A 16,475-nucleotide genomic window follows, 5' to 3' on the forward strand; every position below is an offset into this window, starting at 1 on the left:
GGTACGGGGAGACGGGGGTCAGCGGCCGGGCTGCGTGTGCGGAGCGCTGCCGCCCTGGGCCTGGATGGCCGTGATCGCGACGGTGTTGACGATGTCCTGCACCAGGGCGCCGCGCGAGAGGTCGTTGACCGGCTTGCGCAGACCCTGCAGCACCGGGCCGACGGCGACCGCGCCGGCCGACCGCTGCACGGCCTTGTAGGTGTTGTTGCCGGTGTTCAGGTCCGGGAAGACCAGCACGGTGGCCCGGCCCGCGACCTCGGACTCCGGCAGCTTGGTGCGGGCGACGCTCGCGTCCACCGCGGCGTCGTACTGGATCGGGCCCTCCACCAGCAGGTCCGGGCGGCGCTCGCGGACCAGCTCGGTGGCCTTGCGCACCTTGTCCACGTCCGCGCCGGAGCCGGAAGTGCCGGTGGAGTACGAGAGCATCGCGATCCGCGGCTCGACGCCGAACTGCGCGGCGGTGGCGGCGGACTGGATGGCGATGTCGGCCAGCTGCTCCGCGTTCGGGTCCGGGTTGACCGCGCAGTCGCCGTACACCAGCACCCGGTCGGCCAGGCACATGAAGAAGACGGACGAGACGATCTGGGCGTCCGGCTTGGTCTTGATGACCTCGAAGGCGGGCCGGATGGTGGCCGCGGTGGAGTGCACGGCACCTGACACCATGCCGTCGGCCAGGCCCTCCTGGACCATCAGCGTGCCGAAGTACGACACGTCGGCGACCACGTCGTACGCCAGCTCGTACGTCACGCCCTTGTGGGCGCGCAGCGCCGCGTACCGCTCGGCGAAGCGCTCGCGCACCGGCGCGGTCTGCGGGTCGATGATCTGAGCGTCGCCCAGGTCGATGGAGAGGTCGGCGGCGCGCTTGCGGATCGCCTCCTCCTCGCCGAGCAGCGTCAGGTCGCACACGTCCCGGCGGAGCAGCACGTCGGCGGCGCGCAGCACGCGCTCCTCGGTGCCCTCGGGCAGCACGACCCGGCGGCGCCCGGAGCGGGACCGCTCGATCAGCTCGTGCTCGAACATCATCGGCGTGACCCGGTCGGACTTCAGTACCGAGATGCGCTTGGTCAGCTCGACGGTGTCCACGTGCCGCTCGAACAGCCCGAGAGCGGTCTCGGCCTTGCGCGGCGAGGCGGCGCTCATCTTGCCCTCGATGGCGAACAGCTCGCCGGCCGTCGGGAAGGACCCGCCGGGCACGGATATCACCGGCGTACCGGGGGCCAGCCGGGCGGCCAGCGCCATGATGTCCGGGCCCGGGCGCTCGCCCAGGGTGAGCAGCACGCCCGCGATGGGCGGGGCGCCCGCGCTGTGCGCGGCGAGCGCGCCGATGATCAGGTCAGCGCGGTCCCCGGGGGCGACCACCAGGCTCCCCTCGGTCAGCGCCTTGAGGAAGGTCGGCAGCATGGCGCCGCCGAAGACGAAGTTGCGGGCGTCCCGGGCCAGCCCCGAGTCGTCGCCGAGCAGCACCTCGCCGCCCAGGGTGTGCACGATCTGGGAGACGGTCGGCGCGGAGAGCGAGCTGTCCTCGGGGAGCGCGTAGCAGGGCACCGGGAGGCGCGCCGCGAGCCGCTCGACGACGGCCTCGCGGTCGGCCGGGGCCACCCGGTTCACGACCATGGCGACCACGTCGCAGCCCATGGAGTCGAAGGCGCGGTAGGCGTTGCGGGCCTCGGCCCGTACGGACTCCGGCTCCTGGTCGCGGCCCGCGACGACCGGCAGCACCGAGGCGCCGAACTCGTTCGCCAGCCGCGCGTTCAGGCTCAGCTCGTCGGGCAGATTGGTGTCGGCGTAGTCCGTGCCCAGCACGAGGACGTAGTCGTACTCCCTGGCGACGGCGTGGAAGCGGTCCACCAGCTGCGAGACCAGCTCGTCGGTGCCCCGCTCGGCCTGCAGGGTGCCCGCCGCCTCGTAGCCCATGCCGTACACCGAGTCGGCGGGCTGGGTCAGGCGGTACCGCGACCGCAGCAGGTCGAAGAGGCGGTCCGGGCCGTCGTCGTGCACGAGCGGCCGGAAGACCCCGACCCGGTCGACATGGCGGGTCAGCAGCTCCATGACCCCCAGCTCGACGACCTGCCGTCCGTCGCCGCGGCCGATGCCGGTCACGTACACGCTCCGCGTCACGCGCGATCTCCGTCCTTTTCCGTTGCTCACAGGGAAAAATTACCCGTTATGGGGGGCTTGCCCCCCTTGACAATACCTGCGCCAGTGGATAGGCCGCTCTCCCAGTGTCCATGGTGCGCGCCTGGGCGCGAAGAGGGGCCTCCGAGGCGGATGACCGCCCCTGTGCCGGGTACCCGGAGCGGGACAGCCGAGACGTGTGAGGGCGCCGGTCACCGGCCCGTGAAACAATCGCACCTGCTCACCAGAACCAACATCGAGCACAGGAGACTCAGCACGATGCGTATCGGAGTCCTGACCGCGGGCGGCGACTGCCCCGGCCTCAACGCCGTGATCCGCTCTGTGGTGCACCGCGCCGTCACCGAGCACGACGACGAGGTCATCGGCTTCGAGGACGGCTTTGCTGGTCTGCTCGACGGCCGTTACCGGAAGCTCGACCTCGACGCCGTCGGCGGCATCCTCGCCCGCGGCGGCACGATCCTCGGCTCCTCCCGCCTGGAGCGCGCCCGGCTGCGCCAGGCGTGCGAGGACGCCAAGGACATGTCGAAGGAGTACGGCATCGACGTGCTCATCCCGATCGGCGGCGAGGGCACGCTCACCGCGGCCCGGATGCTCGCCGACGCCGGGCTGCCCGTGGTCGGCGTGCCCAAGACGATCGACAACGACATCTCCTCCACCGACCGCACCTTCGGCTTCGACACGGCCGTCGGCGTGGCGACCGAGGCCATCGACCGCCTGAAGACCACCGCCGAGTCGCACCAGCGCGTCATGGTCGTCGAGGTCATGGGCCGCCACGCGGGCTGGATCGCCCTGGAGTCCGGCATGGCCGGCGGCGCCCACGGCATCTGCCTGCCGGAACGTCCCTTCGACCCGGCCGACCTCGTGCGGATGGTCGAGGAGCGCTTCGCCCGCGGCAAGAAGTTCGCCGTCATCTGCGTCGCCGAGGGCGCGCATCCCGCCGACGGCACGATGGACTACAAGAAGGGCGAGATCGACCAGTTCGGTCACGAGCGCTTCCAGGGCATCGGCACCAACCTCGCCATCGAGCTGGAGAAGCGCCTCGGCAAGGAGGCCCGCCCGGTCATCCTCGGCCACGTGCAGCGCGGCGGCACCCCCACCGCGTACGACCGCGTCCTCGCCACCCGCTTCGGCTGGCACGCGGTCGAGGCCGCGCACCGCGGCGAGTTCGGCCAGATGACCGCGCTGCGCGGCACGGACATCACGATGGTTCCGCTCGCCGAGGCGGTCACCCACCTGAAGACCGTGCCGGCGGACCGCATGGACGAGGCCGAGTCGGTCTTCTGATCCGTACGGACGGGGCCGAGTCGGTTCCGACCGGCCCGCCGTACTGAACGCGCTGAACGGCGGCCCCCGCCGAGCCCTTCGCGGGCCCGGCGTGCGGGCCCGGCCGTTCACCTCTCTCCGATCCGCTCCCAGAAGTGGTCGAGCACGTCGCGCACGAACTCGCGGCCCGCGTCGCTGGACTCGGCCGCGCTCTCGGTCCCGCCGCCCCAGCCCAGGGTCCCGGCCATCCGCCGGTGGTACTCCTCGAAGAGGTACTCCAGCGCCTTCTGCACCTCCGGCTTCGGCAGCCCGAGCAGCTTGCACACCGGCCGCACATACGCCTGCCAGCGCGTGGTCGCGGCACCGCGCAGCATCTCCGCCAGCTGCCGGTCCCGGCCGGTCAGCCGCACCAGCGCGGGCAGCGGCAGCTCCAGCTCGGCCTTGAGGGCGGCCGCCTGCCGGTCGTTGCCCTGCCACTGCCCGGTGGCTTCCATCCGCTCGTACGCCGGGATCTCCATGCCGATCCGCAGCGCGAGGTCGTCGGCGGCGATGCCGCGCGCGATCCGGTACTCACGCAAGGTGTCGGGCGTCCCGAGCAGGTCACCGGGCGCGCACCACAACGCCCCCGCGAGCGCGTTCAGCTCGCTCTCCGTCGGCGACCCCTCACCCCGCTCCCAGGAGAGGATCGTCCGTGGCTGAATCGGTTTTCCGTACGCGGCGTTGATCCCGTACGCAACATGCGCGGGCGTCATTCCGAGAGCCTCGCGCATGCGCTTGGCGGCCTGGGCGTTGAAGGGTGGGCGGCGCTCGCCCCTATCTGGCGTGTGCACGGCCACACCGTAAGCGACCCGGATATGTCTACGCGGGTAGTTTTACCCTTCGCTTCGAAAACTCGTAGCAATCTACGGGTTGCGCAGAGTGATCTTGTAACGATGGGTGATTTTTTCACGGACCGTGACCACTTGGCGAGAGCATTCTCAGCCAAATCTGACACGTTACTGAGCGCTCGCTCAGCCCTTCGTAGCCCGACCGGACCGGGCACAGGATGTCGGGTCCGGCAGGGTCCGTCCTTCCTAACGTGAGGGGCGTCAAGGAAGGAGTCCGAGTTGCTGGAGAGCCTGAACGAGGCCCTGGAACACATCGAGTCGCACCTCGACCAGCAGATCGAGGTGCCCGAGCTGGCCCGGATCGCGATGACGTCCGAGTACCACTTCCGCCGGATGTTCTCCGCGCTGGCCGGGACCCCGCTCTCGGAGTACATCCGGCGCCGGCGGCTCACCGTCGCGGGGGCCGAGGTGCTCGCCGGTGAGCGGACGCTGCTGGAGATCGCCGTGCGGTACGGCTACGGCTCGGGCGAGGCGTTCGCGCGGGCGTTCCGTGCCATGCACGGGGTGGGTCCGGGCGAGGCCCGGCGCACCGGTGCCGCGCTCCGCTCCCAGCCGCGGATGTCCTTCCGTCTCACCGTCGAAGGGAAGAGCAGCATGCGATACCGCGTCATCGAGAAGGAAGACTTCCGAGTGGTCGGCAAGAAGGTCCGGGTCCCGCTCGTCCACGAGGGGGTGAACCCGGCGATCGCGGACTTCATCCGCTCCCTCGGCCAGGAGACGATACGGCGCATCGCCGCCCTGTCCGACCAGCAGCCGGGGGGGATCGTCGGGGTGAGTGACAACCTCGACCCGAGCCGGGCGGAGGGCACCGAACTCGATTACTACCACGGCGTGGTGACCGGGACGGCCGCCGTTCCAGAGGGTCTGGACGCACTCACCGTCCCCGCGGGCACCTGGGCCGTCTTCGAGAGCTCCGGCCCGTTCCCACAGGCCCTCCAGTATCTCTGGCGGGACGTCTTCACCCAGTGGTTCCCGTCCAACCCGTACCGCAGCAGGCCGGGCCCCGAAATCCTGCGCACCCGGCTCTCGCAGGACGGGGACCGGGCGGACGCGGAACTGTGGATCCCGGTGGAGCGGGCCGCGGCCTGAGCGGACGGGACGGGGCGTCCGTCGCCGCCTGTGGGCCGAGGCTCGGTACGCACACCGCGTACTCGGCCTCGGCCGCCACGTCCGGCGCCTTGAGCTCCGCCCACACCGTCTTCCCGACCCCGCCGACGCGCTCCTCGACGCCCCACGAGCCGAGCGCCGCGTACGCGGCGGCTCGCGCTCTGCCCACGCTGCGGGGACTGCGCGGCAGCCGGAAGGAGCCCTGTGGTCTGCTCAGGCGGTCACGGGGATGTGATCGTCAGTGTGACGGCGCCGAGTCGTTCGGTGATGCCCTTGCCTGCGCATTTGTGTGCGTCAAGGGTCGGACCGGCGATGACCTCTTTGGCACTTCGTCCCTCGAACTTGCCGGAGTCGATCTTGCCGGTCCTGGTGACCACTATCTGTCCGGCCACGCGGGCGATGGTCCGGGTGTAGGAGAAGGTGCTGGTCTCGCCGGTGTTCCACTTGATGGTCAGGGAGCCGCTGCCGGGCGTCAGGGGGCGGAGGCAGGAGAGCGTCTGCTCCGCCGTGCTGCTGCTGGAGCCCGAGGTGAGGCCGGGTTCGCTCAGCAACCCGCAGTTGGCGTAGGCCGTCGTGACCGAGACGGCCGTCGGGGTGGGCACCAGTGTCAGGCCGGGGGTGTAGGTGATGTTCTGGGTGCCCGTGCACACCGCGTCGGTGCCCACGGCGTGCGCGGGGGCGGCGGTCAGGGGGACGCAGGAGGCCGCGAGCAGTGCGGCGACGGCGGTCCAGCGGGATAAGCGCGACTGCGACATGCATGTACCTCTCGGTGGAGATGAGGGGTGGTGAGGTGCCAAGTGTTGCGTTGCTGTGTGGGGGAGGTGTGGCAGAACCCGTGGGGGTGGCTCAACCGGCTGTCCAATCGGGCCGGTTGGCGTGCCATGCGTCATTACCCCTTCACCGCGCCGCCCAGCGCGAAGCCCGCGCCCAGGCGGCGGGCGATGAGGATGTACAGGAGCAGTACCGGGGTCGAGTAGATGAGGGAGAAGGCCGCGAGCTGGCCGTAGACCACGGTTCCGCGGTTGCCGAAGAAGTCGTTGATGCTGACCGAGGCGGGCATCTGCGCGGGGTCGAGCAGGAGCATGAAGGGGACGAAGAAGTTGCCCCACATCATGACGAAGGAGTAGACGGTCACGACCGCGATGCCCGGCCCCATCAGGGGCAGGACGACGCGGAGCAGGGACTGCATGGACGAGGCGCCGTCGGTCCAGGCCGCCTCCTCCAGCTCCTTCGGCACGCCGTCCATGAAGTTCTTCATGAGCCATACGGCGAAGGGGAGTTGGGACGCCGCGAAGAACAGGATCGTCCCGTGCATGGTGTCGATCAGTTCGACCTGGACGAACAGGGCGTACACCGGGACCATGATCGCCGTGATCGGCAGGCAGGTGGCGAAGAGGATCGTGGCCAGGAAGGCGCTGCCCGTACGGGAGCGGTAGCGGGACAGAGGGTAGGCTGCCAGGGCCGCGCAGGCGATGGTCAGGAGGGTCGCTCCGCCGCACAGGATCAGGCTGTTGAGGAGCGGGGTGAAGGTCACGTCGGGGACGAGGACGGCGTCGAAGTTGGTGAGGGTGAGCTCGTCGGGGATCTTCACCTTCAGGTCGGCCTGCGCGTCCAGGGAGGAGAGGAGCACCCAGGCCAGGGGGAGGACGAAGGCCGCCGCGACCAGGAGGAGTGCCGCGTCCGCAGCGAGGCGTCGGACGAGGCGGCGGGCGGCCGGGGTGTGCTTCATGGAGCGGGCCACTCAGACCTCCGTGCGCAGCAGGCGCATGTAGACGAGGGAGAAGAGGGAGCCGACCAGGAGCAGGAGCAGGGCCACGGCCGTTGCGTAGCCGATCATGCTGTTCTGGAATGCCTGTTCGTACATGTACAGGGGGAGCGTCTGGCTTCGGTTGCCGGGGCCGCCGCGGGTCATCACCCAGATCAGACCGAAGACCGAGAGGGTCTGGAGGGTGTTGAGCATCAGATTGGTGCCGATGGAGCGGCGGATCATCGGGAGCGTGATGTGCCACATGCGGCGCCGGCCGCTCGCGCCGTCGACCTGCGCCGCCTCGGTGATCTCCTTGGGGATCTCGTTCAGGGCCGCCGAGTACACCAGCATCGAAAAGGCCGTGCCGCGCCAGACGTTGGCGAAGGACACCGCCAGGATGGGGAGAGTGTAGAGCCAGTTCTGGGCCGGCAGGTGCAGCCAGTCGAGCACCGCGTTCAGGGTGCCTTCGCGGCGGAAGAAGGCGTAGAGGAGGAAGCCCGCCACCACCTCGGGGAGCACCCAGGCCGCCACCACGATGCCGCCGGTGAGCGTGCGCACCGGTCCGGAGGCGCGCTGCATCAGGGCCGCGAGCGTCAGGCCCAGGGTGTTCTGGCCGATGAGGGAGGAGAGGACCGTGAAGATCAGGGTCAGCCAGACGGCGTTGAGGAAGTCCTTGTCGCCGAATGCCTCGGTGAAGTTGTCCAGGCCGATGAAGGACGATTCCGCCTGGCCGGTCAACTGGAGGTCGGTGAAGGCCAGGTAGACGCAGTAGCCGATCGGGCCCGCGAGGAAGAGCAGCAGGAGGACGACGCCGGGGGTCACGGGCAGGGCCCGCGTCAGGCTGCGGCGCGTGCCCCGGGCGGCGGCGGGGGCCCCGGTGGGCTGCTCGGCCGCGGGGCGCGTACCGACGGCTCTCACTTCTTGACCACTTCGCCGTTCGTGATCGAGTCCAGCTCCTCGTCATAGGTCTTTGCCGCCTCCGCCACCGAGGTGTCGCCCGTCGTGACGCCCTCCATGGCTTCCTGGATCGCGGTGGAGACCTTCGGGTACGCGGGGTAGGCCGGCCGGTAGTGGGTGTGCGCGACCAGGTCCGTGAAGAACTTGATGCCGGGCTGCGCCTTCACGTACTCCGGGTCCCCGGCGACGTCCTTGCGGACCGCGATGCCGGAGTTGGCGATGTACCACTTCTGCGCGTTCTTCTTGGTCTGCATGGTCTTGATGAACTCGAAGGCCAGGTCGGGGTTGCCCGCCTTGGCGGGGATCGCCCATGTCCAGCCGCCCGACATGCTCACCTTTCCGGGGGCCTTGCCGTGCTGCGTGGGCATGTGCGCGAGGCCCAGCTCCTTGGACCACTCGGGCCATTCGTGGCCGCCGCCCGAGCCCTCGAGCCAGTCCTGGGGCAGCCAGGAGCCGTCCAGGTTGATGGCGAGCTTGCCCTCGGGCAGCAGCTCGCCGCGGGTGCGGGTGCCGATGTTCGGGTCGAGCGCGTCGGAGACCTCCGGGCCGAGCTTCTCCTTGTACACGGTCTCCACGAACTTCAGGGAGTCCTGGAAACCCTTGCCGCCGGCGACCCACTTCTTCCGGTCCGGGTCGTACAGCGGGTCCTCGCCCGTGCCGTAGAGCAGCATCTCGAAGCCCTGCATCGTGGCCATCTCGCCCGCGGGCTTGCCGGTGTAGACGTTCAGCGGGATGACGCCGGGGACCTTCTGCTTGATGGTGCGGGCGGTGTCGAGGATGTCGTCCCAGTTCTTCGGCTGCCAGTCCGCGGGCAGGCCCGCCTTCTTGAAGATGTCCTTGCTGAACCACAGGCCGCGGGTGTCGGTGCCGTCCGGCACGCCGTACGTCTTGCCGTCCTCGCCCCTGGCCGCGGTCTTCGCGGTGCCGATGAACTGATCCCAGTCCTGCCACTTGTCCAGGTAGGGGTCGAGGGGCTTCAGATAGCCGCTGGTGATGTCGGAGTTGATGAGGAAGGTGTCCTCGTAGACGAGGTCGGGCGCCGTCTTGGGGGAGCGCAGCATCTGCTGCAGCTTCGTGTAGTACTCGGAGTCCGGTGCCTTGATCGGCACCAGCTTGACCTGTTTGCCCGGGTGCGCCTTCTCGAACTCTTTCTTCATCGCGGCCAGGTATGTGTCCATGACCCGGACCTTGTTGTCCGTGGACTGCTTGAACGAGACCTTCACGACGTCCGGGTCGTTCCCGGAGCCGCCGCCGCAGGCGGTCAGCGTGCCGGCGGCGAGTACGGCGGAGAGGAGCATCAGCGGGACGGCAGGACGCACGACGGTACCTCCAACTGGCCACGGTGGGCTGCAGGGTGACCGTAAGGTGACCGGTTGGTCAGGTCAATGGTCCGACCAGCGGTACCGCAATTCGGGCCGGCCGACGTGGCCGTACTGCGGGGCCCGGACCGCCCGTCCGGCGTCCACGAGATGCTCCAGATAACGCCGGGCCGTGATGCGGGAGATGCCCACCGTCTCGGCCGCCGCGCCCGCCGACAGCCCCTCGGGGGCAGCGCGCAGCGCGTCGGTCACGGCCTGGAGCGTCGCCGGGGTGAGCCCTTTGGGCAGGGTCGCGGGGCGGGGTGCGCGCAGCGCGGCGATGGCCCGGTCCACCTCGTCCTGGCCGCTGGCCTCGCCCGCCGCCGAGCGGAAGACGGCGTAACGGGTGAGCCGGTCGCGCAGCGTGGAGAAGGTGAACGGCTTCAGGACGTACTGCACGATGCCGAGCGAGACGCCCTCGCGCACGACGGTCAGGTCGCGGGCCGAGGTGACCGCGAAGATGTCCGCCGTGTGCCCGGCCGCGCGCAGCGTCCGTACGAGCTGCAGCCCGTGCCCGTCCGGCAGGAACAGGTCCAGCAGGACCAGGTCGACGGGGTGCTGGTCGAGGTGGCGGCGGGCCGCCGCGGCGGTGTGCACGGTGCCGGAGACGGTGAAGCCCTCGACCCGGCCGACGTACAGCGCGTGCGCGTCGGCGGCCACGGGGTCGTCCTCGACGACCAGTACCCGGAGCGGTTCTTCCGGGTGCGCGGGTCTGCGCCCACGCTCGTCCTGTGTCATGCCGGCAGCTCCGTCCGCAGTGGCAGGCGCACGGCGAATGCCGCGCCGCCCTCGGGGGCCCGCTCCAGCGTGACCGTACCGCCGTGCCGCCGCACGGTCTGCCGGACGATGGCCAGCCCCAGGCCCCGGCCGTGCACCGTAGGGCCCGCCGCCTTGGTCGTCCAGCCGCGCCGGAAGATCTCCTCGGCGTGGCCGGGGTCCACGCCGGGCCCGGAGTCGGCGACCCGCAGCAGCAGCTCGCCGTCCGTGGCGCGTGCGGTGACCACCACCCGGCCCTGCTCGCCCACCGGGCGTCCGCCCGCCGCCGCGTCGATCGCGTTGTCGATGAGATTGCCCAGTACGGTCACCAGGTCGCGGGCCGGCAGCCAGCCGGGCAGCAGCCCGTCGTCGATCCCGCTGTCCTCGGTCAGGGTGAGCTCCACGCCGTACTCGTTGGCCTGCGCGGCCTTGCCGAGCAGCAGCGCGGCCAGTACCGGCTCGCAGACCGCGCCCACCACCCGGTCGGTGAGCGCCTGCGCCAGCTCCAGCTCCGCGGTGGCGAACTCCACCGCCTCCTCGGCCCGGCCCAGCTCGATCAGCGAGACGACGGTGTGCAGCCGGTTGGCGGCCTCGTGCGCCTGGGAGCGCAGCGCCTCCGCGAAGCCGCGTACCGAGTCCAGCTCGCCGGAGAGCGCCTGCAGCTCGGTGTGGTCGCGCAGGGTGACCATCGTGCCGCGCTGCTCGCCGTCGTCGACCGGGGAGGTGTTCACGACGATCACCCGGTCGGCGGTCAGGTGCAGCTCGTCCACCCGGGGCGTGGGGGAGAGCAGCGCCTCGGTGAGCGGCGCGGGCAGCCCGAGGTCCGCGACCGGCCGGCCCACCGCGTCCCCGGCCAGCCCCAGCAGCTCGCGCGCCCCGTCGTTGATCAGCGCGACCGCGCGCCGCCCGTCGAGCAGCAGCAGCCCCTCGCGTACGGCGTGCAGCGCGGCCTGGTGGTAGTCGTGCAGCCGGCTCAGCTCGGCGGCGTTCATGCCGTGCGTGTGCCGGCGCAGCCGGGCGTTGATCACGTACGTGCCGAGGCCGCCCAGGGCCAGCGCGGCGGCCGCGACGGCGATCAGCGACAGCATCTGGCGGCGGAGCCCGCCGCTGATGGTCTCGACGGTGATGCCGGAGCTGACCAGCGCGATGACCTTGCCGCCGTCCCGCACCGGCGCCACGACGCGGACGGACGGCCCCAGGGTGCCCCGGTGCGTCTCGTGGAAGATCTCGCCGCGCAGCGCCGGGCCGATGTGGCCGAGGTACGTGTCGCCGATCGCGGAAGGCTTCGTATGGGTATACCGGGTCTTGTCGGTGTCCATCACCACGACGAAGGCGACGCCCGCGTCCTTGCGCACCCGCTCGGTCCAGGGCTGCAGCAGCTTCGTGGGGTCCTTCGCCCGGACCGCCCGCGCGACGTAGGGGGAATCGGCCACGGAGGTGGCGACCGCGGTCGCCTGGCGGCGCGCGGTCTCCTCGGCCTGCTCGCCGGCGGTGAAGTACGCGAAGAGGGCGCAGCCCGCCACGACGACCGCGATCAGCACGGCCTGCACGGCGAAGAGCTGGCCGGCCAGGCTGCGGGGGCGGGGGAGGCGCATGTGCATAAGTTTGCCCGTCGACGTTTACATGAACGAAATGCACGTAAGGGTGACGTGATCAAGAGGGGGGTGCATAGTCGCCGGGACTTTGTTTTGCGTTCAAGAGCCGCAGGTCGCACGCAGAACCGGACAATCGAGGACAGGAGGCAGTCGTGGCTGCAACGATCCTGCCGGGTGGCGGGACCCCCGGCGAGCCCGCCACGCCCGCACCGAAGAAGCGTGACCGGACCCATTACCTCTATATCGCCGTGATCGGCGCGGTGGTGCTCGGCATCGCCGTCGGTTTCATCGCCCCCGGTTTCGCCGTGGAGCTCAAGCCCCTCGGCGAGGGCTTTGTGAACCTCATCAAGATGATGATCTCGCCGGTCATCTTCTGCACGATCGTCCTCGGCGTCGGCTCCGTCCGGAAGGCCGCCAAGGTCGGCGCGGTCGGCGGCCTGGCGCTCGGGTACTTCATGGTCATGTCGACCGTGGCACTCGCCATCGGCCTGGTCGTCGGCAACATCCTGGAGCCCGGCTCCGGGCTGCAGCTGACCGAGACGGTCCGGCACGCGGGCCAGGCACAGTCCGAGGGCGGCGGCGAGTCCAGCTCGGAGTTCCTGCTCGGCATCATCCCGACCACCCTGGTCTCCGCCTTCACCACCGGCGAGGTGCTGCAGACCCTGCTGGTCGCGCTGCTCGTGGGCTTCGCGCTGCAGGCGATGGGCAAGACCGGCGAGCCGGTCCTGCGCGGCATCGGCCACCTCCAGAAGCTGGTCTTCCGCGTCCTGGCCATGATCATGTGGGCCGCGCCGGTCGGTGCCTTCGGCGCCATCGCCGCGGTGGTCGGCGAGACCGGCCTGGACGCTCTGAAGTCCCTGGCCGTCATCATGGTCGGCTTCTACATCACGTGCCTGCTCTTCGTGATCGTCGTCCTCGGTACGCTGCTCCGCCTGATCGCCGGCGTGAACATCTTCACGCTGCTGAAGTACCTCGGCCGCGAGTTCCTGCTGATCCTCTCCACCTCCTCCTCCGAGTCGGCGCTGCCGCGCCTCATCGCCAAGATGGAGCACCTGGGAGTCAGCAAGCCGGTCGTCGGCATCACCGTCCCGACCGGCTACTCCTTCAACCTCGACGGCACCGCGATCTACCTCACGATGTCCTCGCTGTTCGTCGCCGAGGCGATGGGTGCGCCGCTCTCGCTCGGCGAGCAGATCTCCCTGCTGGTCTTCATGATCATCGCCTCCAAGGGCGCGGCCGGCGTCACCGGCGCGGGCCTGGCCACCCTGGCCGGCGGCCTCCAGTCGCACCGCCCCGACCTGGTCGACGGCGTCGGCCTGATCGTCGGCATCGACCGCTTCATGAGCGAGGCCCGCGCCCTCACCAACTTCGCGGGCAACGCGGTCGCCACGGTCCTGATCGGCACCTGGACCAAGGAGATCGACAAGGCCCGCGTGAGCGAGGTCCTGGCCGGCGGTCTCCCGTTCGACGAGACGACCCTGGTGGACGACGGCCACGGCCCGGCCCCCGAGGCCGACGAAGCCGAGGGGGAGGTCCCGGAGCCGCGCGCCAAGAGCGACAAGGCCGGCGTCTGACACGAGGCGCCCGGGGCGCCCGGGGCGCCCGCGGCGGCCCGCCAAGTTCGCGATCTTGTGCGGAATTTCTCGATTGCGTATCAAGGTGTCGCGGGCCGGAAACGAAGCCGTGGCGGGGCTGTCCCCGGACGCTGTGAAGCGGCAAAGTCTCCAGAGCCGGCGGGAAACCGCCGGTGAACGGGGGATCACGGGGGAACGGGGCCCGCCGGCGGCAGACGCCGGCGGGCCCCTTTTCTGTGCGTACGGGCAGGGGGTGCGACACCGGCCCGCAAGCACGTCCGTACGGCCGTCGGAGCGCGCTCCCGGCCGGTGCCCTCAGCCCGCGGGGCGCAGCCAGACCGTGGCGAGCGGCGGGAGGACCGGCGCGATGGAGACGGCCCGGCCGTGGTACGGCACCGGCTCGGACTTCAGCGGGTTCGTGTTGGTCACGCCGCTGCCGCCGAACCGCTCCTCGTCGGTGTTGAGCACCTCGCGCCAGGCCGGGACGTTCTCCGGCACACCGAGGCGGTACTCGTGCCGCACCACCGGCGAGAAGTTGCAGACCGCGACCAGCGGATCGCCGTCGGCGTCGTACCGCACGAACGAGAAGACGTTGTCCTCCCACGCCCCGCCGTCGATCCAGGAGAAGCCGCCCGGGTCGGTGTCCCGCTCCCACAGGGCCGGGGTGGCGGAGTACAGCCGGTTCAGCTCGCGGACCAGGTCCCGGACGCCGCGGTGGTCGGGCTCGGCGGAGTACGCGGGATCCAGCAGCCACCAGTCCGGGCCGTGCCCCTCGGACCACTCCGCGCCCTGGGCGAACTCCTGGCCCATGAAGAGGAGCTGCTTGCCCGGGTGGGACCACATGAAGCCCAGGTAGGCGCGGTGGTTGGCGCGCTGCTGCCACCAGTCGCCGGGCATCTTGGAGACCAGCGCCCGCTTGCCGTGCACGACCTCGTCGTGGGAAATGGGCAGGACGTAGTTCTCCGAGTACGCGTACACCATCGAGAAGGTCATCTCGTTGTGGTGGTACTTGCGGTGCACCGGCTCCTTGGACATGTACTCCAGCGAGTCGTGCATCCAGCCCATGTTCCACTTGAGGCCGAAGCCCAGGCCGCCGAAGCCGCCGGGGCCGACGTGGTGGGTGGCGCGGGTGACGCCGTCCCAGGCCGTGGACTCCTCGGCGATGGTCACCACGCCGGGGCAGCGCCGGTAGACCGTGGCGTTCATCTCCTGCAGGAAGTCGACTGCGTCGAGGTTCTCCCGGCCGCCGTGCTCGTTGGGCGTCCACTCGCCGTGCTCGCGGGAGTAGTCCAGGTACAGCATCGAGGCCACGGCGTCCACGCGCAGGCCGTCGATGTGGAATTCGGAGCACCAGTAGACGGCGTTGGCGACCAGGAAGTTACGGACTTCCGTGCGGCCGTAGTCGAATTCGAGGGTGCCCCAGTCGGGGTGGGCGGCGCGGGCCGGGTCCTCGTGCTCGTACAGCGTCCGCCCGTCGAACTCCGCGAGCGCCCAGTCGTCGCGCGGGAAGTGCGCGGGCACCCAGTCCATGATCACGCCGATGCCGGCCCGGTGCAGCGCGTCGATCAGGTACTTGAAGTCATCGGGGGAGCCGAGCCGGGCCGTCGGCGCGTAGAAGCCGGTGACCTGGTAGCCCCAGGAGCCGCCGAAGGGGTGCTCGGCGACCGGCATCAGCTCGACGTGCGTGAAGCCGAGGTCCTTGACGTACGCGGGGAGCTGCTCGGCCAGTTCGCGGTAGGACAGGCCGGGGCGCCAGGACGGCAGATGGACCTCGTAGACCGACAACGGCGAGGTGTGCACCGGGCGTTCGGCGCGCCGCGTCATCCACTCCGCGTCGCCCCACTCGTGACGCGTGACGTCGATGACCGAGGCGTTGGCGGGCGGGCACTCGGTCCGCCGGGCCATCGGGTCGATGCGCAGCGTGTGGCTGCCGTCCGGGCGCGCGATGTCGAACTTGTACAGCTCGCCCTCGCCCAGCCCGGGAATGAACAGCTCCCACACGCCGGTGGAGCCGAGGGAACGCATCGGGTAGACCGTGCCGTCCCAGTAGTTCATGTTCCCGGCGACGCGGACGCCCTGTGCGTTCGGTGCCCACACCGTGAAGCGGGTGCCGGTCACGCCCTCGTGCTCCATGACGCGCGCGCCGAGCGCCTGCCACAGCTCCTCGTGCCGGCCCTCGCCGATGAGGTGCAGGTCCAGCTCGCCGATCGCGGGCAGGAAGCGGTACGGGTCGTGGGTGGTCACCTCGTGCGCGTCCGGGCCCTCGCCGTAGGTGATCACCAGTTGGTAGTCGGGGATCTCCGACAGCGGCAGCACCCCGGCGAACAGGCCGTCGCCCTCGTCGCGCAGCTCGGCCCGCAGGCCCTTGGCGAGCACGGCCACCGAGAGGGCGTACGGGCGCAGCGCGCGGAAGAGCACCCCGCCGCGTACGGGATGCGCGCCGAGCAGGGAATGCGGATCGTGGTGCGTACCGGACAGCAGCCGGCCGCGGTCGGTGTCACCCAGCGGGGACGCGGCGCGCACGCCGCCCTTGCTGTCGCTGCTGGTGCTCGGGGCGGGGACGGCGGTACGCGCGGCGGCGGGCTCGGGGACGGCGGTCCTGGACGCGGCGGTCCCCGTGGCCTTGGGTGCGCTGGACCGGGCGGCGGTGGTCTTCTTGGCGGCCGACGTCCTGGCCGTCGTCTTGGCCGGAGTCTTGGCCGGTGCCTTGGCCGTCGTCCTGGCCGAGGTCTTGGCCGAGGTCTTGTCCGGCGTCTTGGCAGTCGCCTTCGCCGTCGTCTTCTTGGCGGCGGTCTTCTTCGCGCCCGCCTTCTTCTGGGCGGGCTTCTTGGCGGCCGGGGCGGCCGCTTCCCCCGCTTCCGGGGCATCGGTCACCGATGCCCCGGCCGGCTTGGCGCGCGAGGTCTTCCGCGCCGGCTCCACGGCGCGTTCGGCGGCCGCCTCCGCCTCGGGATCGGGCCCGGTGCGCTGGGCCGGCGGGGCGTCCTGCTCGTCCTCCGACCGGGCGGCCGGCAGGAAGGTGGGCGGGACGTCGGCGTCGGGCGCCGCTGCTGCGGGGTCGGACGAGGGGCGGGACGGCGGACGGGGGGTCACGG

Annotated in this window: 12 protein-coding genes; 3 read left to right on the top strand and 9 right to left on the bottom strand. The window is 70.8% G+C overall.

Features of this window, described 5'->3' with window-relative positions; translation table 11 throughout:
* Positions 1 to 18 precede the first annotated feature (18 nt).
* On the bottom strand, positions 19 to 2,118 hold the full coding sequence (pta, locus tag CCS38_RS07765) for a phosphate acetyltransferase (protein ID WP_223732452.1): 2,100 nt from the start codon (positions 2,116 to 2,118) through the stop codon (positions 19 to 21).
* Between the two features lie 276 nt (positions 2,119 to 2,394).
* Between pta and CCS38_RS07770 the strand changes: the two genes are divergently transcribed.
* Positions 2,395 to 3,420, top strand: coding sequence for a 6-phosphofructokinase (locus CCS38_RS07770; protein WP_223732453.1), 1,026 nt, complete (start codon positions 2,395 to 2,397; stop codon positions 3,418 to 3,420).
* A 107-nt stretch (positions 3,421 to 3,527) separates the two neighbouring features.
* On the opposite strand, the gene CCS38_RS07775 is transcribed toward CCS38_RS07770, so the two are convergent.
* A complete protein-coding gene (locus CCS38_RS07775) occupies positions 3,528 to 4,229 on the bottom strand; it encodes a helix-turn-helix domain-containing protein (protein ID WP_308050727.1) in 702 nt (233 codons plus the stop codon).
* A gap of 276 nt (positions 4,230 to 4,505) precedes the next feature.
* Between CCS38_RS07775 and CCS38_RS07780 the strand changes: the two genes are divergently transcribed.
* Positions 4,506 to 5,375 (top strand): AraC family transcriptional regulator, encoded by an 870-nt coding sequence (locus tag CCS38_RS07780; protein ID WP_223732455.1) that lies wholly within the window; start codon positions 4,506 to 4,508, stop codon positions 5,373 to 5,375.
* A 239-nt stretch (positions 5,376 to 5,614) separates the two neighbouring features.
* Here CCS38_RS07780 and CCS38_RS07785 read toward each other — a convergent pair whose 3' ends face one another.
* The 6 genes from CCS38_RS07785 to CCS38_RS07810 form a co-directional block, all read right to left on the bottom strand.
* Positions 5,615 to 6,148 (bottom strand): hypothetical protein, encoded by a 534-nt coding sequence (locus CCS38_RS07785; RefSeq protein WP_223732456.1) that lies wholly within the window; start codon positions 6,146 to 6,148, stop codon positions 5,615 to 5,617.
* A gap of 134 nt (positions 6,149 to 6,282) precedes the next feature.
* Positions 6,283 to 7,122 carry a carbohydrate ABC transporter permease gene (locus CCS38_RS07790; protein ID WP_223732460.1) on the bottom strand — a complete coding sequence of 280 codons (840 nt, stop codon included), beginning with the start codon at positions 7,120 to 7,122 and terminating at the stop codon, positions 6,283 to 6,285.
* Between the two features lie 12 nt (positions 7,123 to 7,134).
* Positions 7,135 to 7,980 carry a carbohydrate ABC transporter permease gene (locus CCS38_RS07795; protein ID WP_223732461.1) on the bottom strand — a complete coding sequence of 282 codons (846 nt, stop codon included), beginning with the start codon at positions 7,978 to 7,980 and terminating at the stop codon, positions 7,135 to 7,137.
* Between the two features lie 74 nt (positions 7,981 to 8,054).
* The gene (locus CCS38_RS07800) at positions 8,055 to 9,416 is read right to left on the bottom strand and encodes an ABC transporter substrate-binding protein (RefSeq protein ID WP_372457020.1); all 1,362 of its coding nucleotides are present in this window, start codon (positions 9,414 to 9,416) and stop codon (positions 8,055 to 8,057) included.
* Between the two features lie 63 nt (positions 9,417 to 9,479).
* Complete coding sequence (locus tag CCS38_RS07805) at positions 9,480 to 10,193, bottom strand: response regulator (RefSeq protein ID WP_223732457.1); 714 nt, start codon at positions 10,191 to 10,193, stop codon at positions 9,480 to 9,482.
* Positions 10,190 to 11,806: a sensor histidine kinase gene (locus tag CCS38_RS07810; protein ID WP_223732458.1), complete on the bottom strand. Its 1,617-nt coding sequence runs from the start codon at positions 11,804 to 11,806 to the stop codon at positions 10,190 to 10,192. The genes CCS38_RS07805 and CCS38_RS07810 overlap by 4 nt, the downstream gene beginning before the upstream one ends.
* 152 nt (positions 11,807 to 11,958) lie before the next feature.
* Between CCS38_RS07810 and CCS38_RS07815 the strand changes: the two genes are divergently transcribed.
* Complete coding sequence (locus CCS38_RS07815) at positions 11,959 to 13,380, top strand: cation:dicarboxylate symporter family transporter (RefSeq protein ID WP_372457022.1); 1,422 nt, start codon at positions 11,959 to 11,961, stop codon at positions 13,378 to 13,380.
* 315 nt (positions 13,381 to 13,695) lie between these two features.
* Here the strand turns inward: CCS38_RS07815 and glgB are convergent, their stop codons facing one another.
* Positions 13,696 to 16,473, bottom strand: a complete 2,778-nt coding sequence (glgB, locus tag CCS38_RS07820) for a 1,4-alpha-glucan branching enzyme (protein ID WP_223732459.1) — start codon at positions 16,471 to 16,473, stop codon at positions 13,696 to 13,698.
* Positions 16,474 to 16,475: the final 2 nt, after the last annotated feature.

It is taken from the genome of Streptomyces purpurogeneiscleroticus (assembly GCF_020024005.1).
GTDB lineage: Bacteria > Actinomycetota > Actinomycetes > Streptomycetales > Streptomycetaceae > Streptomyces > Streptomyces purpurogeneiscleroticus.